Source organism: Aequoribacter fuscus (assembly GCF_009910365.1).
In the GTDB taxonomy this organism is placed as follows: domain Bacteria; phylum Pseudomonadota; class Gammaproteobacteria; order Pseudomonadales; family Halieaceae; genus Aequoribacter; species Aequoribacter fuscus.
The window spans coordinates 2,140,396-2,160,411 of record NZ_CP036423.1 but is presented as its reverse complement, the minus strand read 5'-3'; the positions used below and the strand labels follow the sequence as shown (position 1 = coordinate 2,160,411).

Genomic DNA, 20,016 nt, shown 5'->3' with positions numbered 1-20,016 from the left:
TCCCTTAATTTTCGTTGGTTGGTTCTAGCCATCATGCTTTTGGCTCGATAAACTCTCGCCGATATCTATAAGGTGGCTATTATGGCGCAATCAAACGCAACAATCTCGAATAAACAGTTTATAACGATGTCGGTGAACCTGATTCACAAGGCATTAATCGAACCCACTCGAACTCACTCAAAAAATCTCTACAAGAGCTTATTGGCGGGTGAACGGCGCGCGATCACAACGGTGAAAATGGAAGATGGGTCCACCGTGCGATTCGACATCGCTATCGATACCAGAGAATATCGCGGAAAATTAAATTACTCGATGTTTCGCGACGGCGTCACCTTGCTGCTGGCAAATTTTGTCGAAACGATGAAGTCTGAGAAAGAGCCAGCAATTTTCCGGGCCGAGGGCGAAGAGCACAAGATGCTGTTTGGTGTCACTGCGCCTAGCATTCAGGGTGAGGTTTTAAACGTGATGGCATTATCCGCAGAGGTCTCGCCTACATCAGCGGAGATCTTGTTGAAACTACTCTACCTGCCGCCCGACCAGTTTGTGCAAAACGCCGACAGCAGTGCAGGTGTGCTGGGAGCTTGATACGCTCCCGGGCTTAGTTCGATCAATGGGCGCGTGGGATTTTAGCCCAAGGCGACTTTAGGTAGGTCTGGAATCGACAGGGTTTGTTCCTCGGTTGGGACTAAGACATTTGCTTGTCCTTCTACAACCGTTACGCCTTCTTGATTGGTAACCACGCAGTCGAGTGTTGCTCGAGGTTTGCTTGGGTGTTTGTCTGCAACCGTGAGCGTGACTGTGACGGTATCGCCAATTTTGACCGGGCGCTTAAACACCAGCGATTGCCCCAGGTAGATCGTTCCAGGTCCGGGCATTTGCATCGCGATTGCGGCGGAGATAACGGCGCCGGTTAACATCCCGTGCGCGATCTGCTCCCCAAACGGGGTGGTCGCAGCGTACTCAGCGTCTAAGTGAACAGGGTTGGCGTCACCAGAGAGCACCGCGAAAAGCTGAATGTCTTGTTCAGTCACCGTCTTGCTGTATTCGGTGGATAGCCCCAAATCCAGTTTCGAGAACGGAATGTTAGTGATTGTAGCCATAGTTTGAATTCCTATTTCGTCGGCTTCGTAGGATAACGTTCTGGGAGATCGAGGTCGACTCGCATTCGCCGTTGCGCTGGGATTTCTTGTTCGGGTCGATTACCATTCGCGCTTTGACCTATTCTAATCGAGTCTTGCGCTTCTTATGTCGGCCCCCGCACTACACTTCGAATTTCCGCTCAGCTTGCCGATTAATGAACGCAAAGCCGACATCGAGCATCTGATTCAATCGAATCAGGTCGTGATCATCGCGGGTGAAACGGGCTCAGGAAAAACCACTCAGCTTCCGAAAATGCTGCTGTCTATGGGGCGAGGTGAGTCAGGTTTAATCGGTCATACTCAGCCACGTCGCCTCGCGGCGCGCTCGGTTGCGGCAAGGATTAGCAGTGAGCTTGGGTGCGAGTTGGGTAGCGCGGTAGGATACCAAGTGCGCTTCACTGATCAGGTCACTGACCAAACGCGGCTCAAGTTGATGACTGACGGTATTTTGCTGGCTGAGATTCAGCATGATCGACTGTTAAAACGATACGATACCTTGATCATCGACGAGGCCCACGAACGCAGCCTCAACATCGATTTCTTGTTGGGGTATTTGCGAAGGTTGCTACCCAAACGGCCTGACTTGAAGGTCATCATCACCTCCGCGACCATCGATGTTGAGCGCTTCTCAGATTATTTTAATGGGGCGCCCATCATCGAGGTGGAAGGTCGATCTTACCCGGTGGACGTGCAGTACGCTCCGAGCGCAGACGATGGCATTGAGTTGACCGATCAGGTGGTCGATCAGTTGGGCCTGATAGACCAGGGTCACTATGGCAAGCGCGGAGATGTTTTGGTGTTTTTGCCGGGTGAGCGAGAGATTCGCGATGTCGCCAAGGCCTTGAAGGGCAGCGAACAGTACGATGTGTTACCACTGTACGCGCGTTTAAGTGCCAGCGAACAAAACCGCGTGTTTCAGACGGCGTCTCGGCGAGGTATTCGGGTCGTCTTGTCGACCAATGTCGCTGAAACTTCTTTGACTGTCCCGGGGATACGCTATGTGATCGATTCGGGTTTGGCGCGTATCAGTCGCTATAGCTATCGCAGTAAATTACAGCGGCTCCCCATCGAGCCAATATCTCAAGCCAGCGCGAATCAGCGCAAAGGGCGCTGTGGACGTGTGGCTGAGGGGGTCTGCATTCGTTTGTACGACGAGGCGGATTTCCAGGCACGGTCTGAGTTCACGGATCCAGAGATAAAGCGCACAAACCTCGCTCAAGTCATTCTGCAGATGCGTCTATTGCGCTTAGGTGATGTCGCGCGATTCCCCTTCATAGAGCCCCCTGATCCCAGATTAATTCGCGACGGCTTTCGTTTGCTGGAAGAATTGGGTGCGGTTGATAAAAAACAGGATCTCACCGCGCTGGGCTATCAACTCGCGCGTTTGCCTCTGGATCCTAGGCTTGGACGCATGCTCGTGGCGGCCACGGACAGAGGCGTGCTTGCCGAAGTTTTGCTCATTGTCAGTGCGCTGGCCGTGCAAGACCCTAGAGAGCGGCCAGGTGACAAGCGCGAGCAGTCCGATACGGCGCATCGGCGATTTGAGGACGATCGCTCGGACTTTTTGGCGTGGATCAATACCTGGCGCTATCTCGAGACCCAGCGAGAAGAGCTCAGCGGCAACCAGTTTAAAAAGCTCTGTCAGAAAGAGTTTTTTAATTATTTGCGGGTCAGGGAATGGCGCGATACCCACCGTCAACTGTTATTGGCTTGCAAGGCGAATCAATGGCGCGTTGGGCCAATTCCCGCCGAACTGGACTACGAGGCGATACATCGAAGCCTGCTTACGGGCTTACTGGGGTTTATCGCAACGCATCACGAGGGTCCAGAGTACGAGGGCGCCCGACAGCAAAAATTGCGTATTTTCCCGGCATCGACTCTGCACAAAAAACGGCAAAAATGGCTTATGGCCGCGGAGATTGTCGAGACCAGTCAAGTCTATGCTAGAACCTGTGCGGCAATAGAGCCCGAGTGGGCTTTGGATATCAACCCCGGTTTACTGAAGCACCACTACTACGAGCCGCGTTGGCAGATGCGCTCGGGGCGCGTCATGGCTTACCAGCGTATCTCCTTGTATGGCCTAACCCTTGTGGACAAGCAGAGCATCCATTTTGGGCCGATAGATCCGGTTGCTGCTCGCGAAGTGTTCATTCGCGATGCTCTGGTGGCTCAGCGACTGAAACCCGCTCCGAACTTTATGCGCCACAATGCGCGTCTAATGACCGAGGTATTAGAACTTGAGGACAAGACGCGACGGCGCGATCTGGTGGCGACCGAAGACTCGTTGTCCGAATTCTACAGCGATCGACTGCCCGATGGTGTTTACAGCGGTGCAACCTTAGGTAAGGCGTTAAAGCGGGATGGGGGGCTTAACGATCGGCTCAAGTTCAGTCGCAGCCAACTCTTGGTGAATACCCTAGCAGACAGTGATGTTGCGCAGTTTCCCGATACTTGGGAATGGCGCGAGTTGAAGTTGCGTTTGAGGTATCAGTTTGAACCCGGCAAGCAGCGCGATGGTGTCACGTTAATTGTGCCACTTGCTTTGGTAAACCGTTTGCCGCGTTACCTTCCCGAGTGGCTGGTCCCTGGGATGCTGCAAGATAAATTAATTAGCTTGGTGAAAACGCTACCCAAACGCCTTCGCAAGCAGTTGGTTCCGGTTCCAGACAAGGTTGCCGCTGCGATGAAGGTCATGCAGCCCGCGGATGAGCCACTCCTTCAAGCGCTAGCCCAAGCCCTAAGAAAAACCGCCGGTGTTGCCATAAACCCCGACGATTTTTCGGAGGAATCCCTTGAAGCCTACTATAAAATGAATATTCAGATTTTGGATGATCAGGGTCAAATACACGCCGAAGGGCGAGATTTGCGAACCTTGGTCGAAAGTTTGAGATCGACTGAGCACGTCGAACAGGCCAAGGTCGGACCTGCGTTTGAGAAGTCTGGTGGTCACACGCAGTGGAATTTTGAAGATCTAGCACCTCAGGTTCAATTCAAACAAGCAGGTACCTTAGTGACCAGCTTTCCGGCGCTGAAAGACAGCGGTGATAGTGTCAGCGTTGAGCTATTTGATTATCCCGAAACGGCCGAGGTGGCCCATCGTTTGGGGCTTTTGCGGTTAGCAAAAACAAGCGACAGGGGCATGGTGCGCGACCTGCAGCGGCATGCTTTTCGGTCGTCTGAAGCGCAGAAAGCGTTGCTCAGTAGTGGCGTCGAGCGGGGGATATTGTTAGACGCCATGATGTCGATGGCATTGCTGCCTAGCCTCAGAAAACCGTCTGGAGAGCTGCTGCGTACTAAGGCTGAATTTCAAAATGCGGTGGCTGCTAACAAGCGCGCCATTATTGATCGAACCCAGCGTTACGAGAAGGTATTGCTGCAGGCTGCGACGCACTTGGGCGAAGCGAGAACCACACTCGCTAAGTTGCCGTCTCACAGTGAGCTCAAAGCCTCAGAACGTGATGCGCGCCAGCACCTCGAGCGTCTGTTAGCGATAGAGCATTGGTTGGATTGGCCTGAGGCGATGTTTGAGCAATTACCGCGTTACGCTAAGGGCTTGGCTTGGCGGCTCGGGCGTCTTCAGTCACAGTTGCCGAAGGACCAAAAGGCTGTGCAAACTCTGGAGCCGCTAGAGCAGCAATGGCGAGAAATAATCGGAAAACGGCCCTCTCTGGCGGTGGTGTGCGAACCCGTGTGCGCGTATCATTGGATGTTAGAAGAGTTTCGCGTGTCGTTATTCGCGCAGCAGTTGGGTACAAAGATGCCGGTTTCAGAGAAGCGTCTGACGCAACAGTGGGATAAAGTAAAGCAATGGGTTATCGAAAACCCATTGTAAGCGCCCCTCAGGGGCAGGTGTGACAGGGCAGACATGGTTAAGTACATAGCGGCAGTGCTGTTGTTGGTTTTCGCTTTTCCAACAGCAGCGATGGATCCATTTGAAGACGACGACAATCCCGACCCATTCGAGGACGTTAATCGTATGGTGTTCGTGTTTAACGACACCCTAGACCAGTGGGTTTTAAGGCCCGCGGCACAGGGTTATCGCAAGGTCACTCCCGATGTCGCTGAGCGTGGAATCGGTAATTTTTTTGCCAATCTAGGCGAGTTCAACTCTGCCGTGAACAGCTTATTGCAGGGCAAGTTAGATGCATTTCTTGCGAGCGGAGGACGCTTTGCGATCAATTCAACCCTAGGCATTGCTGGATTATTTGATGTTGCGACGCCCATGGGAATGGAGTCCAGAGAAACTGACCTCGGGGAAACGCTGGCCATTTGGGGGGTGCCGCGAGGGCCGTATTTGATGGTGCCATTTTTTGGGCCCAGAACGTTGCGTAGCGGTATTGGTTCTGTCGGCGATGTTTATCTATCACCCGAGGCCTACATCGACTCGACTCATGGGCGCAACGGTCTGTACGGCTTGCGAGTAGTTGACGAGCGCGCCGAGCTACTCGATGCTGACGCGCTGTTGTCGGGTGATCGCTATATCTTCCTCCGAGACGCCTACTTGCAACGGCGATCAGCGCGCATTGAGAGCGAGACAAAGGACCCTGAGGATGTGTTCTCAGAATTCGATGACGACTGGCTTGATGATGACTTCGAAGACGATCCCTTGTGAAAAGCGGTGATTATTCGCATTTTTGTGACATAAGATTGCACCTCGGTAATGTTTTGCTACCATAGATCAAGCCTTTAGCAAGCGAAATCGATGACCGATATTGTCGCGAACATTATTTTAATAGACGACGACTCAGTGCGAGCCGCGGCGTCCGTCGAATTGCTTCAGTCACTGGGACACAGCGTCCGGGTGATTCAAGACCCTTTCGGTGTGAATGAGCCCCTCGACTATGGCAGCGAGGTAGACCTGCTGGTCTGCGAAACCTCCTTAACGCAGTTTTCTTGGGAGGCCGCCAAAGACGCTATTCTCGATCTTGATATTCACGTGCCCGCCATTATGTTGGCCGATGAGGCTGAGGCTCAGGTCATCCTGACGGCCCTGAGACTTGGTGTGAGTGACTTTTTTGTGCGGCCGATTCTCGATGTCAATGCCCTTAATGCCTCTATAGAGCGTTGCGTTAAGCGTCGACGTATACGGCAAGAATTAAGTGACTCTAAACGGGCACTTGAACATACCAATACTGAGCTGCGCGCCGCGGTAACGGTGCTGGAGCAAGATCAGCAAGCTGGCCGACAGGTCCAGCTGAGAATGCTGCCGAATTCGCCTCTAACCGTCGGTGGTTACGAATTCCGTCACAGCATGTACCCCTCATTATTCCTAAGTGGTGATTTTGTTGAATACATTACCGTTGGGGATCATCACGTTGTCTTTTTTATGGCCGATGTATCCGGCCATGGCAGTTCGTCAGCATTCGCTACGGTGTTGTTAAAAAACCTATTTGCTCGAAAACGCTCCGATTTTATTCGCAGGAATGATCACACCTTGCTCGATCTGGGTGCGATGTTAGAGCACGCCAACAAAGAGCTGCTGGACTTGGCGGTGGGTAAATACGCTACCATGATTGTGGGCTTGTTGAACATCAAAGAGAACACTCTGGCCTACAGTGTGGCGGGGCATTTGCCACAACCGATCCTGAAAACGCCTCTGGGCGCTGATTACTTAGTGGGCGAGGGCGCTCCGGTTGGGTTGATGGAACACGCGCGCTATTGTGTGCATGAAGTTCAGTTGCCATCCGAGTTTATGCTGATAATGTTCTCCGACGGAGTGCTGGAGCTCATTGACGGTGAGGATCTTATTGCCAAAGAGTCGAATTTGAGGTCCGTCATTGACAGCAGTAGGGGCGATTATCGGGCAGTGCTTGAAGACCTAGGTGTTGCGCAGGCGCGAGAAATTCCCGACGACATCGCGGCACTATTTATCACGCGAGCGGCGAACAATGGCTGATGCTCAAATACTAGCGGCGAACGACTCAGGGGCTTATTTGTTAAGACTTTGCGGTGATGTTCGCCTGACATTGTCTACCACCTTAGACGACTACCTAGAAGCCATGGTGGCAGATCCCGAGTTTCAGACGTTGATCGTTGATTTATGCGAAGCCGAGAATTTAGATAGCACGACGCTTGGTATGCTGGCGAAGGTGGCGCTGCGGGTAGAAGCCGATTTTCATGTCCAGCCTGACCTGTATTCTTGCAAGGCCGGTATCAGTCGATTGATTCGCTCGATGGGGTTCAGTCAGTTATTTCACATTCATGAAGAGTTGTGCTGCGCCGAGGGCGAAACCAGTGAGCTTGCGGCTCAGAATAGCGACGAGAAGCAGATGCACGCCAAAGTGCTTGATGCACACCGCACCCTGATGTCTTTATCGACTGAAAACGAGGCGCGTTTTAAAGATCTGTTAAACGCCTTGGAGTTAGTCCAGTAGGTCTCTTGCGAAGCTAGCCTTTCAAAGTACTGTGTTTCGCGCGAATAAAATCGGAATGCGAAACGTAGATCAACTCCGCCACTCGACGGATCAAATGTTCCTCGTATTTACTGATTTCACCGTCTGCGTGAGCAACCTGCCACATCAGCTTTACCATAGTGTACTTGTCGTTAGCGTCTGCATGGTCGTTAATAATGCGGGTAAATTCGTAGAGTGACGTGGCTTCATCGACTTGCGCGCTGGCTTGTTGTTTGATCTCAGCTAGCGTTTCTCTGTCTAACCTAAAGGCCTCTTGCAGAGCCTTTGTCAATATAGCTTCTTCCTCGGCGTCTTGTTCAAAGTCTGCACGTGCGACTTCGAACAGCAGTGCGGCCGCGACCAGAGCCAGGGTGTGTTCTGTCGTGCGTTGCGGGGCGTCGGCACTGTTTTCAAACAGTGATTTGAAGACTTTGATCAGCATGATTTAATCAGTTGCTCCAGTTTTTCTTGGTCGGCAATAAAGCGGCGAATGCCGTCCGATAGCTTGTCGGTCGCCATGGCATCGGCGTTTAAGTCGTAGCGAAAGCTCGCCTCAAACGGAGATTGTTTTGGTGCATCGGATACGGCGCTAGCGGCATCGAGCTTTCGTGTCAGCGCGCCTGAATCATCTTGCAACGCCGCCAAAAGATCTGGGCTAATCGTTAAGCGATCACAACCCGCCAAGGCTTCAATCTGGCCCTGGTTGCGGAAGCTGGCGCCCATAACAACGGTGCGATAGCCGTGGGTTTTGTAGTAGTTAAAAATTCGAGTCACTGATTGTACGCCCGGGTCATCGAGAGGATCGATGATCTCGATGTTGGTATTTTGTTTGTACCAATCCAGTATTCGACCAACAAAAGGCGAAATCAAAAAGACGCCGGCATCCGCACACGCCTGTGCTTGCCCAAACCCAAACAGTAAGGTCAGATTGCAGTGTATACCTTGAGCCTCGAGTATTTTTGCTGCCTGTATGCCCTCCCAGGTGGCCGCAATTTTAATCAGAATGCGGTCAGTACCCAGCCCCAATCGATCGTAGGCCTCGACCAAGTTCAAGGCTTTATTGACGGTTTCGGGTGTTGAAAAAGATAAGCGTGCATCGACCTCGGTCGACACGACACCTGGCACCAGTTTGGCAATTTCAGCGCCCATGAGTACCGCAAATTGATCAGCGGCTCGGGTAATACGTTGCGCATCGGAGTCGCGAGTGTTTGACTGCGCTTGCTCTAGCGCTTGGTCTAAAAAAGGCCGAAAGTGGTCATCTTGAGCGGCTTTGAGCAGCAGCGACGGGTTGGTTGTGGCATCTTGGGGCTGGTACTGGGCGATCGAGCGAATATCGCCCGTATCCGCCACCACTGTTGTCATGCTTTTTAACTGCTCTAGCTTGTTCATGCGCTTTCCTTTTGGTCTACACCCGCTTGCTCCACTAAGGCTAGGGCGTCGACAAGTATCTGCTCGTTGGCTCCGGGTCTGTGTGCGTTTTCGCTGAGGTAACGCCGGAATTGCTTTGCGCCTCGACAACCCTGATAAAAGTTTATCAAATGCCGAGTGACGTGGTTGAGTTTAACACCCTTTTCGAGTTGCTCTTTGCTGTATCGCACCATTTCGGTCATGATTTCTGGCTGGCTTAACAGGTTTTGCTTGCCGAACACCGCTTCGGAGATAGCGCGTAAATGCCATGGGTGATAGTAGGCTTCTCGTCCAATCATGACGCCATCAACATGCTGCAGGTGTTCTACGCACTCTTGTGGTTGGGTGATGCCGCCGTTTATGACGATGGTGAGTTCAGGTAGTGTTTGTTTCAGGCGATAGACCCATTCATAGTTCAACGGCGGGATGTCGCGATTCTGCTTGGGCGATAAGCCCTTGAGCCACGCCTTACGGGCATGTACTACAAAATGGCGGCAGCCAGCCTCTGCCACTGTTTGCACGAACTCGAGTAGTTCTTCGTAGGAATCCTGATGATCTATACCAAGACGGTGCTTGACCGTAACGGGTAAGTCGGTGGCGTTTCGCATGGCTTGAACGCATGCGCTAACTGTTTTAGGTTCGCCCATTAAATAGGCGCCAAATCCGCCGGATTGCACGCGGTCAGAGGGACAGCCACAGTTAAGATTGACCTCGTCATAGCCCCACTGCTGAGCCAACTCAGCGCAGCGAGCGAGAGCGTCGGGTTCATTACCACCCAGTTGTAGTGCCACGGGATGTTCACTATCATGAAAATCTAAGTGATAGGGTTTGTCACCAAATAACAGGGCGCCAGTCGTTACCATCTCGGTGTACAGCAAAGCCTGTGGAGCAATCAAACGCCAAAAGTACCGGCAGTGACGATCAGACCATTCCATCATAGGAGCAGTACTGAGGCGAAGCGACTCTAAGTAAGGGCTTTTATGGGGGATTTTCGTCGTCATCTGGCTTGCCGTTCGAACCTGGCGGCAAGTGTATCGAACTGCTTGGTGAATGACTACGTATACTCCCATAATGGTCTGAAAACAGAAATTCTGACCGCGATTGAGCGGATCACAAATTTTAAGGAAAGAACAGCATGCGACTTCATCGATCAGCCCTAGCGGCTTTGACTTTTTGGACATGCGCCAGCGTTGCTGAGCCGCTACCGCAAGACTGGGTGGATCAGGCGCGCGCAATTGGCTACGAGGCGGCAAACAGTAATATTGCGTACTCTGTTGTCGAGTCGTTGACGACCGAGGTGGGACCAAGGTTAGCCGGCACTGAAGCAGAAGCGCGCGCTCGAGATTGGGCGGTATCTGAACTGACGAAGTTGGGATTTGACTCAGTGACCGTCGAGCCTTTTGAAGTACCTCTGTGGGAGCGGCATATCGAGCGTGGTCGCATTGTCGCGCCTGGCGAGCAGCCATTGGTGCTGGTGGGTCTGGGTGGTAGTGCCAGCACTGGTGACGCGGGTGTGAAAGGCGCCATTTTGCGCGTCGAATCGCCTGAGGCGTTGCAGGCGTTGGCGGATGGCTCGGCCAAAGGCAAGATTGTTTTTGTAGACCAAGTGATGGCGCGTACCCAAGACGGCGCGGGTTACAGTGCTGCAGTCCGCAAGCGACGCGAGACCGGCGAGCAAGCGTATCGTTTAGGCGCGGTCGGTGCGCTCATACGGAGTGTTGGCACTTCGGGCCATCGTTTCGCGCACACCGGACAAATGAAACGGGCGGGGACCTCTGACCTACCCGTTGTTCCCACTGCGGCGGTGTCAGGCGCAGATGCTGATCAGCTAGGGCGTTTGCTGGATCGACACGATTCGGTGGAAGTAGAGTTGGTGCTGACCAGCGAGTATCTGCCCGCTGCGCAATCGGGTAATGTGGTCGCCGAGATTAAAGGGCGTACACGACCCGATGAAGTCGTGATTATTGGCGCGCACTTGGACTCTTGGGACTTGGGTACGGGGGCACTGGATGACGGCGCTGGCGTAGGCGTTGTTGTTGCGGCTGCAAAAGCCCTCATGGATGCCATGCCCGAAGGTCCCGACCGTACGCTTCGCGTTGTACTGTTCGGTGCAGAAGAAGTAGGGCTAGTGGGCGCTAAAGCGTACGCACAAAAACACCAAGCCGACTTGGACAACATCGTATTGGCGTTTGAATCGGATTTTGGGGCAGGGGATATCTGGCGCCTAGATCACGGTGTGGCTGATGACGCTCTGCCCTTAATCAAGAGCATGACAGCGATGCTGTCGCCTTGGGGTGTTATCCCGGGTAAGCCCGGTGCGACGGGCGGCCCCGATATTTCGGTGCTGGCGCAGGCGGGCGTGCCGGTCATCACCCCCTTACAAAACGGTTGGGACTATTTCGATTACCACCATACGCCCGACGATACGCTGGATAAGTTGGAACGGCACTCTTTGGATCAGAATGTGGGGGTGTACGCCGCGATTTTGAGCGTTGCCTTGCGCGAGGGTGTGTACTTTAAATAGAGTACGTTACGCGTGACGCAACCGAGTTATTGGGTAGATGGTCAAATCCAGGAGCGCCTGCCGAAAGCCACTGGCGTGTACCGCTTTTTCAGCGATCAGGGCGCGCTGCTCTACGTTGGCAAAACGATCGATTTTCAGGCGAGAATTCGCTCGCATTATCAAACGGCGCGCAAAGAACCACGGCATGCAAAATTGATGCAAGGTGTCACGCGAATTGAATGTCAAACTACCGCTGATGAGCTTTCCGCTCTGTTGGTAGAGAGTCAGGCCGTTAAAAGCGAACAGCCCCTGTTTAATAGACGTCTACGAAAGAAACGAGCGCTTTGGACGGCCGAGCTGCTGGCAGACAACGAGGGTTATTGTGTCGTTAAGCCGCGCAAAGTAGAGCAAGTCGAGCAGCTTGGATACTGCTATGGACTGTTCGCTAATCAAACTCAACTGAAAAACTGGTTGCGAAATCATGCCGCCGAGCACGGCTTATGCTTGCATCGCGTTGGGCTCGATCGTGGGAAAGGGCGATGTTTTGGGCGTCAGATCAAACGCTGTGATGGCGCCTGTTGTGGCGAACAAAGTGCCGAGGCTTACAACGCAGCGCTGTTGGACTTATTTGCGCAGTTTCAATTGGTCGTTTGGCCCTATCATCAGCCCTTATGGGTAAGAGAATGGGGTGATTCCAGTCACTCTGAGTCAAAAGCTCCACAAGGCACTGCACAGGGCTGGCATGTGTTTCACTACTGGACGTATTTAGGCTCCTTTGAACGCCCCAAGGCGGGTTTGGAGGCTGATTTTGACTGGGATGAGGTGGTCGATCGCGACGCGTATCGTATTTTGTTGAGTTTTTTGCGCAACGATCGTGTCGCTTTGCATCAACTCGATCAGAATGGCGATCTCGTCGCAGTGAGTAATCGGTTTTTATGAGCGCAAACGAGGGGCTTCAGGTTGTATGGTTTAAGCGTGATCTTCGGCTTGAAGATCATGCTCCGCTGGCGGCTGCCGCAAATGGTAAGCCCACATTGTTGCTGTATGTATTCGAGCCCGAGCTTATGAATGACCCGCACTACAGCGAGAGACACTGGCGTTTTGTCACACAAAGCTTGCTGGAAATGAACGGTCGCCTAGAGCCTTTAAATCAACGAGTTTATATACTCAAAGGATCTATGCTGGAGGTCCTAGATGCCATACACGCACACAATCCGATCTCGAATTTGTTGTCGCACGAGGAGACGGGTCTGAGAGTAACCTATGAGCGTGATAAAGCGATTTCAACATGGTGCCGGCAGCATCGTGTAAATTGGCAAGAGTATCAATCAAATGGCGTCAAGCGCGGCCGATACTCGCGCGATGGGTGGGCTCACGATTGGCACAGAGTGATGTCTCAGCCGCTGGCTGAGCCTGAGTGGGCGCAGTTGCTGCCGGCTGAGGACCAACAGCGATGTCTCTCTGACTATGTGATGGAGAGTGCGCTATTGAAGGCGTGGAGCACACGAGATCCGTCGCATCAACTTGGGGGGGTTGGCGCCGCGCAGCACGCGCTGGAGAGTTTCTTTGACGAGCGCGGTAAGATCTACCATAAAGCGCTGTCCAAACCGCTCCTAAGTCGCAAGCACTGCTCGCGTTTGTCGCCCTATTTAGCTTGGGGTAATTTGAGCATCCGCCAAGTGTATCAGCGGCTTCAAGCAGAGCGCGGTCGGTCGGGGTGGGGAAGAGCCCTAAGCGCGTTAAACTCACGTTTGCATTGGCATTGCCATTTTATTCAGAAGTTCGAGTCGGAAGACCGCATTGAGTTTGAACCCATGAATTTTGGGTATCACCAGTTTCAGGATGACCACAGCTTGGCGAATGAACAGGCCTGGGCCACAGGGAATACAGGAATACCGTATTTAGACGCCTGTCTTCGCTGTTTGCAAAATACCGGATACCTGCATTTCCGGGGCAGGGCGATGATCGTGAGCGCTTTGTGTCACTTGATGCAGGGGCGTTGGCAATTTGCTGCCCGACAACTGGCACAGTGGTTTTTAGATTTTGAACCCGGTATTCACTACGCGCAGATTCAAATGCAAGTAGGGCTTACCGGTATTAATACTCTGCGAATTTATAACCCAGTTAAACAGGGTTTGGATCACGACCCCGATGCGGTCTTTATCAAAAAATGGGTACCCGAGCTGAGCGAATTACCCGTTCCTCTCGTGCATACCCCTTGGGAGCTAGGTCCTATCGAACGCGCATGTATGGATATGAATTACCCAGATCCAGTGATCGATATTGCCCAGGCGCATAAAGCAGCGCGCGCACTTTATTGGGATCGTCGCCAAAACCCGCTGGTCAGACAAGACATAAACCGCGTACTCTACCGACATGTCGAAACGCGCACACATTTGAAGACGCAACACAGCAATAAAGGAGAACTCAGGTGAAGATAACACTGCGCTGGCTCGGCGCGCTGGCATTGGTTGTGCCAATGCTTTCGCGGGCTGAGCCCTATCCCAGTACTTACGCGCCGCTTCCGTCAGAGACAGTACTGCTGAAAGGCGGTACGATTTTGACGGGTACAGGCGAGCAAATCGACAACGGTGATGTGCTCATAAAAGATGGCAAGATTGCTAAGGTTGGTAAAAACCTGAAAGCTCGTGGCGCGAAGGTCGTCGAGTTAGAGGGTGCCTGGGTGACCCCCGGTATTATTGATGTGCACTCGCACCTCGGCGCTGGGGGAGTGCCGGGAGTTCGCGCCCATTCTGATGTCAATGAAATGACGGCCCCGACGACGCCGGATGTCTGGATTGAGCATAGCGTTTGGCCTCAGGATCAGGGTTTTGTCACTGCATTGGCGGGTGGGATTACCGCATTACAAATTCTTCCAGGCTCGGCCAATCTTATTGGTGGGCGCACGGTTACTTTAAAGAATGTGCCCTCACGTACGGTAGCGGGCATGAAGTTTCCAGGGGCGCCCTATGGCTTGAAAATGGCGTGTGGAGAAAACCCCAAACGCGTTTACGGCAATAAAGGTCGAGCACCCTCGACCCGAATGGGCAATGTTGCGGGTTATCGATCCGCTTGGATTGATGCCTTAGATTACAAAGCCAAAATCGAAAAGGCCAAAGAGAAAGGTGATCCTCTACCCAAGCAAGACTTAGCCAAAGAAACCCTGGTAGGGGTGTTGGACGGTGAGATCCTGGTCCATAACCACTGCTACCGCGCCGATGAGATGGCAACGATGCTAGATGTGGCTCGGGAGTTTGGGTACAAAGTCACCGCCTTTCACCATGCGGTTGAAGCCTACAAAATTGCTGACCTGCTGGCCGATCAAGGCGTTTGCTCTGCCGTGTGGGCCGATTGGTGGGGCTTTAAAATGGAAGCCTACGACGGTATCAAAGAGAATGCAGCGCTGCTGCACGAGGCTGGCGCATGTGCGGTCGTACACAGTGACGATGCTCACGGTATTCAGCGACTCAACCAAGAAACCGCTAAGGTTGTGGGCGCGGCGAAGCGCGCTGGCATTAACATACCCAAGTCGACAGCCATTCAATGGATTACCCTGAATGCGGCAAAAGCCCTGGGGATTGACGCTATGACCGGTAGCCTAGAGCCAGGAAAAATGGCAGACCTTGTGGTTTGGAACAATGATCCATTCAGCGTTTATGCGCTGGCACAACAGGTATACATCGACGGAGCCGTGGTATTTGACCGTGCTGATGTCGCTAAACAGCCCATGATGGATTTTGGTGTGGGAAATGGCGTGATTGGAGGTGGTCAATGAAGATCAAAACACTATGGGGTCTGGGTTTGGTAACAGCCTTAGCAGCACCATTCTGCTTGGCTGCACCCACGGCGATTACCGGTGCAAATATCGTTAATTCACAGGGAGCCATTGAAGAGGGCGTCACGATTATCGTCGATCAAGGTACGATTCAAGCGATGGGCGAAAACATTCCCGTCACAGACGAGATGGATATTATTGATGCCGAGGGTCGTTGGGTCACCTCTGGGTTTGTGGCAGCCTCGGGTAATCTGGGGCTAGAGGAGGTGGGGGCGGTTGGTGACAGCGTCGATACTCGCACGAAACACGCGCAGTTAACCGCAGCATTTGAAGTAGCCGATGCCTTCAATGCGGCATCGACACTGATTCCCGTAGCGCGTACCGAGGGTATTACCTCGGCCTTGATAATGCCGTCTTTGAGTAACGACGGTGATGAGGGCGGCTATGACCGAATCTTTGCGGGTACCGCTGCTCTGGCAGATTTGAGTGGACAACTCGAGTCTATTCGCGTGCGCTCGGCGGCAGTGGTGGCCTACCTTGGTGACCGTGGCAAAGACGCTGCCGGCGGTTCGCGTGCGGCTGCAGTCGCGGGGTTGCGGGCGGCTCTTGAGGCCGGAAAGCTCTACAATGCATCTGGTACGGTAACTAAACGTTATACCTTGCCCGAGGCACTGGAGGGCGCACCGTTCTCTGTTGAGGATGTCCAGCAATTCGCCTTGGTCGAAAGTGGCAAGTTGCCTCTGCTCGTGCATGCAGATCGGGTCGCGGATATTGCGCAAGCGCTGAAAATTCAGCAGCAATTTGGTATTCGTATGGCCATTATTGGCGGCGCTGAGGCGTGGAAATTGGCGGCGCCGCTGGCGCAAGCAAATATTGGTGTCATTTTAAACGGGGAAAATAACTTACCTGTTAGCTTTGACCACTTAGGTGCCCGCCTCGACAGTGCGGCTATCTTGAGTCGAGCCGGGGTCGAAATCGCGTTCAGTGGCGAAAATGCGACGACGCATAATGCCCGAAATATGCGACAAGTTGCTGGTTTAGCCGTGGCGCATGGCTTGCAGTGGGAGCAGGCAATCCGTGCGTTATCGCGGTCGGCTGCCGGTTTGCTTGGTTTTGACGCGGATGTGGGGCAGTTACAAGCGGGCGCTATTGCCGACTTGGTCGTGTGGGATGGCGATCCACTAGAGCTTGATACCTACCCTAGCCATGTCTTTATCCGAGGCGAGGTCATGGACCTGAGTAACCGTCAGACCAAGCTGCGCGACCGCTACCTTGATTTAAAGTCTGAATTGCCGCCCGCTTATCGATAAGCCCGTGCGCATGGGAGCATAGGTCAGTATAATGCGGCCTTTGATTTTTTAAGGCCGTACTATGACTACTGTGCGCACTCGCATTGCTCCATCGCCTACTGGGGATCCTCACGTAGGCACAGCTTATATCGCACTCTTTAATTTGTGTTTTGCCCGCCAACATGGCGGGCAGTTTATTTTGCGCATTGAAGATACCGACCAAGTGCGCAGCACCCGCGAATCAGAACAAGCCATTCTAGACAGCTTGCGCTGGCTGGGTTTGGATTGGGATGAAGGTCCAGATGTTGGGGGTGATTGCGGACCGTACCGTCAAAGTGAACGGTCGGAGCTGTATGTGCAATACGCGGAACAATTGCTTCAAAGCGGAAAAGCCTTTCGATGCTATCGCACGCCCGAAGAGCTTGAAGAGCTGCGTCAGCAACGCCGTGAATCTGGCTTAAGCACGGCACTCAAACCGTCTGATTTAACGTTAGACGAGGCCGAAGTCGCGCGTCGTGAAGCTGCGGGGATGCCCTCGGTGATTCGTATGGTGGTCCCTGAGGAAGAGGGCAGTTGCGAAGTGCATGATCTACTGCGTGGCACCGTCTCATTGGATTGGAGCATGGTGGACGCTCAAATCTTGATGAAGTCTGACGGGTTACCTACGTACCACCTAGCGAATGTTGTCGATGACCATTTGATGGGCATTACCCATGTTTTGCGTGGCGAGGAGTGGTTGAATTCAGCACCCAAGCATCAGTTGTTGTACCAGTATTTTGGCTGGGAAATGCCGGTCCTGTGCCATTTACCCCTACTGCGTAACCCCGATAAGTCGAAGTTGAGCAAACGCAAAAACCCAACCAGTATTTTGTACTACGAGCGCATGGGGTATTTGCCCGAGGTTTTGCTCAATTACCTGGGTCGTATGGGCTGGTCTATGCCCGACGAACGCGAAAAGTTTTCGCTCACCGAAATGCAGGACGCCTTTGATATTCAACGTGTGTCTTTGGGTGGTCCAATCTTTGACTTGGCGAAGTTGCGTTGGTTGAACGGTCTGTGGATTCGTGAAGACCTAAGTCAGGAAGCCTTGGCTCAGCGTTTGGTTGAGTGGGCCTTAAATGGTGATAACTTAGCTCGTGTGCTACCCCACGTGCACAAACGTTTGGAAACCTTGAGCGACTTTATTCCTACGGTTGCCTTTTTGGCCTCGGGTGATTTGCCTTTAACTGCAGACGCCTTTGCAGATACTAAAACGGATACCGAAACCCAAGTGAAGTATCTGCAGTTTGCATTGTGGCGGTTGGAAGGTCTGCGCACCTGGGAACGAGATGCGATTTGGAATGGGGTGAAAGCGTTAGCGGATGCCAGCGAAGTTAAAATCAAAGACTTTTTGGCACCCTTGTTCATCGCTATTGCGGGATCGAGCAGTTCGTTCTCGGTGGTTGATTCGATGCATTTGTTGGGGCCCGACATGACACGTGCGCGACTTCGTAATGCGATCGAGTTGCTAGGCGGTGTCTCTAAAAAAGCTGCTAAACGGTTAGAAAAGGAATATGCGGCAATTGCATGAAACGCCCTTGACTAGAGGGGTGTAAGCCCTCTAAAATGCGCGCCTTCTCGAAGATTCGGGGCTATAGCTCAGCTGGGAGAGCGCAACACTGGCAGTGTTGAGGTCAGCGGTTCGATCCCGCTTAGCTCCACCAAACAAAAAAGGCCATCCTGTAAGTGAAGTGACCCCCAATAGTTGGACATTCCAATTACTGGGGGTCTTTTTATGTCCAAACACAATAGAGCTTTTAAGTTAAAGCTCGCCAAACTTGCTCAATCTATCCCTTCCAGGGAGGTGGGCAAGCGCTATGGGGTAGCATCCAGCCTCGTTCGATACTGGTCGCAGGTATACAGCATAAATGGTGCTGATAGTTTTAAGCACCCACATCAACCGTATTCACTTAAATTTAAAGCCCACGTACTGACAACGATGACGGTGAATGGCTGGTCTCTAAGCTATACCAGTGCCCACTTTGATTTGTCGAGTCAGGGCATATTATTTCAATGGCACAAGCTTTATGCTCAGGAAGGACTATCTCGCCTCACTCCCCGGAAAAATAGCAGGCCTAACATGACTGAGCACTCTACAACGCTTAAACCCTCAGCAGAAATGACTGAAAAAGAACTCAGAGAGGAATTGGATTATTTGCGGGCGGAGAATGCAGTCTTAAAAAAGTTAGAAGCCTTGGCTCAGGCCAGAAAGAAAAAAGCAAAGAAAAGACCCTAGTGGTCGATGAGCTCAAGGCGCAATATGGCTTACAGAATTTGCTGAAGGCGACGCGGTTAGCTAAAAGCGTGTATTACTATCATCGTAATGCACTAAAAAAGCCGTGTAGCGACAGTGAATTAAAATCACAAATAACTAGCATCTACCATAAGCACAAAGGGCGGTATGGCTATCGAAGGATAACCTGCGCACTGAGGGCGATGGGGCTGGTCATCAACCATAAACGCGTGCAGCGCCTGATGGCGGTCTTAGGTCTCAAGTCGAAGGTAAGGCCGAAACGTTACAGGTCTTACAGGGGCGATGTAGGAAGCATCGCAGAGAACGTACTTAATCGTGATTTTACCGCACAAAGACCCAACCAAAAATGGGTTACTGATGTGACGGAATTCAAAGTGAATAACCAGAAGGTTTATTTATCGCCGGTGATTGACTTGTTCAACCAGGAGGTAGTGAGCTACGAGGTGCGTAAGTCTCTCGCATTACCCTTGGTAACCGATATGCTGAGACGTGCAACACGCAAGCTGGAGGCACATGAAAAACCAATTGTTCATTCTGACCAAGGGTGGCAGTACCAAAATAGGCTGTATAAGCGTCACCTTGACGAGAACGGCTTAAAACAGAGCATGTCGAGAAAAGGCAATTGTTTAGACAATGCCGTTGCAGAGAACTTCTTCGGCATATTAAAAAGCGAAATGTATCACGGTGAGGTCTTCAACAGCGCAGACGAACTGATTGAAAGCATTAAGGAATACATCGACTATTACAACAACGAACGCATTAAGCTGAAACTAAAAGGCCTGAGTCCGATACAATATCGAAATCAGGCCTTGGTCGCCGCTTAGAAATGAGTCCAACTTTATGGGGTCACTTCATAAGGGTGGCCTTTTTTGTTTGGTCGTTTGGTACGTCTAAGGCGGAAGCAGTGCGACGAAGTACAGGATCTGCAGAGGTCGAGGAGGCCACGGATCGTCGAGAGCGGCCGAGCTTAGCTCGCCGATTTCAAAAACGCGTATTTGTGGTAATTATCACTTCGTCGCTGGATTCCATCCCATCACCGATATGCTTGGGGTTTTCGACCCTTACAGTAGATCATCGACAACTGTTCGGGCTGAGGCAGAGTAGCCGTGAGCGTCTGAATTCATGAGGAACGGCGGATCGGCGGCTTTTGCATGTCACGATTCCCGAATCCTCAGTTCCTCAATGTTTCATAACAGCGATTGCGACGTTGCGATCGAT

The 20,016-nt window shown here is 52.4% G+C and carries 17 protein-coding genes and 1 tRNA gene; 14 read left to right on the top strand and 4 right to left on the bottom strand.

Annotated elements, in window-relative coordinates; genetic code table 11:
• Positions 1 to 81: 81 nt before the first annotated feature.
• Entirely contained in the window at positions 82 to 585 is a 504-nt protein-coding gene (locus tag EYZ66_RS09635) for a hypothetical protein (protein ID WP_009576294.1), read from the top strand.
• Positions 586 to 626: 41 nt separating this feature from the next.
• Here the strand turns inward: EYZ66_RS09635 and EYZ66_RS09630 are convergent, their stop codons facing one another.
• Positions 627 to 1,100, bottom strand: a complete 474-nt coding sequence (locus tag EYZ66_RS09630; protein WP_009576295.1) for a MaoC family dehydratase — start codon at positions 1,098 to 1,100, stop codon at positions 627 to 629.
• A gap of 145 nt (positions 1,101 to 1,245) precedes the next feature.
• On the opposite strand from EYZ66_RS09630, the gene hrpA reads away from it, so the two are divergent.
• The 4 genes from hrpA to EYZ66_RS09610 all read left to right on the top strand — a co-directional run bounded on the left by hrpA (position 1,246) and on the right by EYZ66_RS09610 (position 7,513).
• Positions 1,246 to 4,971, top strand: coding sequence for an ATP-dependent RNA helicase HrpA (hrpA, locus tag EYZ66_RS09625; protein ID WP_009576296.1), 3,726 nt, complete (start codon positions 1,246 to 1,248; stop codon positions 4,969 to 4,971).
• Between the two features lie 33 nt (positions 4,972 to 5,004).
• Positions 5,005 to 5,751, top strand: coding sequence for an MlaA family lipoprotein (locus EYZ66_RS09620; protein WP_009576297.1), 747 nt, complete (start codon positions 5,005 to 5,007; stop codon positions 5,749 to 5,751).
• 90 nt (positions 5,752 to 5,841) lie between these two features.
• On the top strand, positions 5,842 to 7,035 hold the full coding sequence (locus tag EYZ66_RS09615; protein WP_009576298.1) for a PP2C family protein-serine/threonine phosphatase: 1,194 nt from the start codon (positions 5,842 to 5,844) through the stop codon (positions 7,033 to 7,035).
• Positions 7,028 to 7,513: an STAS domain-containing protein gene (locus tag EYZ66_RS09610; protein ID WP_009576299.1), complete on the top strand. Its 486-nt coding sequence runs from the start codon at positions 7,028 to 7,030 to the stop codon at positions 7,511 to 7,513. The genes EYZ66_RS09615 and EYZ66_RS09610 overlap by 8 nt, the downstream gene beginning before the upstream one ends.
• 13 nt (positions 7,514 to 7,526) lie before the next feature.
• Here the strand turns inward: EYZ66_RS09610 and EYZ66_RS09605 are convergent, their stop codons facing one another.
• Genes EYZ66_RS09605 through dusA form a run of 3 tightly spaced genes read right to left on the bottom strand, consistent with a single transcriptional unit; the run spans position 7,527 to position 9,939 of the window.
• Positions 7,527 to 7,973: a tellurite resistance TerB family protein gene (locus EYZ66_RS09605; protein WP_009576300.1), complete on the bottom strand. Its 447-nt coding sequence runs from the start codon at positions 7,971 to 7,973 to the stop codon at positions 7,527 to 7,529.
• Positions 7,967 to 8,920 (bottom strand): transaldolase, encoded by a 954-nt coding sequence (gene tal / locus EYZ66_RS09600; protein ID WP_009576301.1) that lies wholly within the window; start codon positions 8,918 to 8,920, stop codon positions 7,967 to 7,969. Before tal ends, EYZ66_RS09605 begins: the two co-directional genes overlap by 7 nt.
• Entirely contained in the window at positions 8,917 to 9,939 is a 1,023-nt protein-coding gene (gene dusA / locus EYZ66_RS09595; RefSeq protein WP_040816841.1) for a tRNA dihydrouridine(20/20a) synthase DusA, read from the bottom strand. Before dusA ends, tal begins: the two co-directional genes overlap by 4 nt.
• 134 nt (positions 9,940 to 10,073) lie before the next feature.
• Here dusA and EYZ66_RS09590 point away from each other — a divergent pair, with 134 nt between their 5' ends.
• From EYZ66_RS09590 to EYZ66_RS09550, 9 genes are all read left to right on the top strand, one after another.
• Positions 10,074 to 11,462, top strand: coding sequence for a M28 family peptidase (locus tag EYZ66_RS09590; protein WP_009576303.1), 1,389 nt, complete (start codon positions 10,074 to 10,076; stop codon positions 11,460 to 11,462).
• Between the two features lie 12 nt (positions 11,463 to 11,474).
• A complete protein-coding gene (locus EYZ66_RS09585) occupies positions 11,475 to 12,380 on the top strand; it encodes a GIY-YIG nuclease family protein (protein WP_050793429.1) in 906 nt (301 codons plus the stop codon).
• Positions 12,377 to 13,876 (top strand): FAD-binding domain-containing protein, encoded by a 1,500-nt coding sequence (locus EYZ66_RS09580; RefSeq protein ID WP_009576306.1) that lies wholly within the window; start codon positions 12,377 to 12,379, stop codon positions 13,874 to 13,876. The genes EYZ66_RS09585 and EYZ66_RS09580 overlap by 4 nt, the downstream gene beginning before the upstream one ends.
• Positions 13,873 to 15,216, top strand: coding sequence for an amidohydrolase (locus EYZ66_RS09575; protein ID WP_009576307.1), 1,344 nt, complete (start codon positions 13,873 to 13,875; stop codon positions 15,214 to 15,216). Before EYZ66_RS09580 ends, EYZ66_RS09575 begins: the two co-directional genes overlap by 4 nt.
• Positions 15,213 to 16,526, top strand: coding sequence for an amidohydrolase family protein (locus EYZ66_RS09570; RefSeq protein WP_160195658.1), 1,314 nt, complete (start codon positions 15,213 to 15,215; stop codon positions 16,524 to 16,526). The genes EYZ66_RS09575 and EYZ66_RS09570 overlap by 4 nt, the downstream gene beginning before the upstream one ends.
• Positions 16,527 to 16,587: 61 nt before the next feature.
• A complete protein-coding gene (gltX, locus tag EYZ66_RS09565) occupies positions 16,588 to 18,075 on the top strand; it encodes a glutamate--tRNA ligase (protein WP_009574954.1) in 1,488 nt (495 codons plus the stop codon).
• 57 nt (positions 18,076 to 18,132) lie between these two features.
• A tRNA-Ala gene (locus tag EYZ66_RS09560) sits at positions 18,133 to 18,208 on the top strand.
• 71 nt (positions 18,209 to 18,279) lie between these two features.
• Positions 18,280 to 18,780 carry a transposase gene (locus tag EYZ66_RS09555; RefSeq protein ID WP_040817814.1) on the top strand — a complete coding sequence of 167 codons (501 nt, stop codon included), beginning with the start codon at positions 18,280 to 18,282 and terminating at the stop codon, positions 18,778 to 18,780.
• Positions 18,780 to 19,622, top strand: a complete 843-nt coding sequence (locus tag EYZ66_RS09550) for an IS3 family transposase (RefSeq protein WP_009577128.1) — start codon at positions 18,780 to 18,782, stop codon at positions 19,620 to 19,622. Before EYZ66_RS09555 ends, EYZ66_RS09550 begins: the two co-directional genes overlap by 1 nt.
• Positions 19,623 to 20,016 lie beyond the last annotated feature (394 nt).

Excerpts from the sequence above, each read along its gene's own strand:
- EYZ66_RS09590 (WP_009576303.1), top strand. The coding sequence starts at position 10,074 with ATGCGACTTCATCGATCAGCCCTAGCGGCTTTGACTTTTTGGACATGC.
- EYZ66_RS09605 (WP_009576300.1), bottom strand. The coding sequence starts at position 7,973 with ATGCTGATCAAAGTCTTCAAATCACTGTTTGAAAACAGTGCCGACGCC.
- EYZ66_RS09555 (WP_040817814.1), top strand. The coding sequence starts at position 18,280 with ATGTCCAAACACAATAGAGCTTTTAAGTTAAAGCTCGCCAAACTTGCT.
- EYZ66_RS09630 (WP_009576295.1), bottom strand. The coding sequence starts at position 1,100 with ATGGCTACAATCACTAACATTCCGTTCTCGAAACTGGATTTGGGGCTA.
- EYZ66_RS09615 (WP_009576298.1), top strand. The coding sequence starts at position 5,842 with ATGACCGATATTGTCGCGAACATTATTTTAATAGACGACGACTCAGTG.
- tal (WP_009576301.1), bottom strand. The coding sequence starts at position 8,920 with ATGAACAAGCTAGAGCAGTTAAAAAGCATGACAACAGTGGTGGCGGAT.
- EYZ66_RS09610 (WP_009576299.1), top strand. The coding sequence starts at position 7,028 with ATGGCTGATGCTCAAATACTAGCGGCGAACGACTCAGGGGCTTATTTG.
- EYZ66_RS09580 (WP_009576306.1), top strand. The coding sequence starts at position 12,377 with ATGAGCGCAAACGAGGGGCTTCAGGTTGTATGGTTTAAGCGTGATCTT.
- EYZ66_RS09570 (WP_160195658.1), top strand. The coding sequence starts at position 15,213 with ATGAAGATCAAAACACTATGGGGTCTGGGTTTGGTAACAGCCTTAGCA.
- dusA (WP_040816841.1), bottom strand. The coding sequence starts at position 9,939 with ATGACGACGAAAATCCCCCATAAAAGCCCTTACTTAGAGTCGCTTCGC.
- hrpA (WP_009576296.1), top strand. The coding sequence starts at position 1,246 with ATGTCGGCCCCCGCACTACACTTCGAATTTCCGCTCAGCTTGCCGATT.
- EYZ66_RS09635 (WP_009576294.1), top strand. The coding sequence starts at position 82 with ATGGCGCAATCAAACGCAACAATCTCGAATAAACAGTTTATAACGATG.
- gltX (WP_009574954.1), top strand. The coding sequence starts at position 16,588 with ATGACTACTGTGCGCACTCGCATTGCTCCATCGCCTACTGGGGATCCT.
- EYZ66_RS09620 (WP_009576297.1), top strand. The coding sequence starts at position 5,005 with ATGGTTAAGTACATAGCGGCAGTGCTGTTGTTGGTTTTCGCTTTTCCA.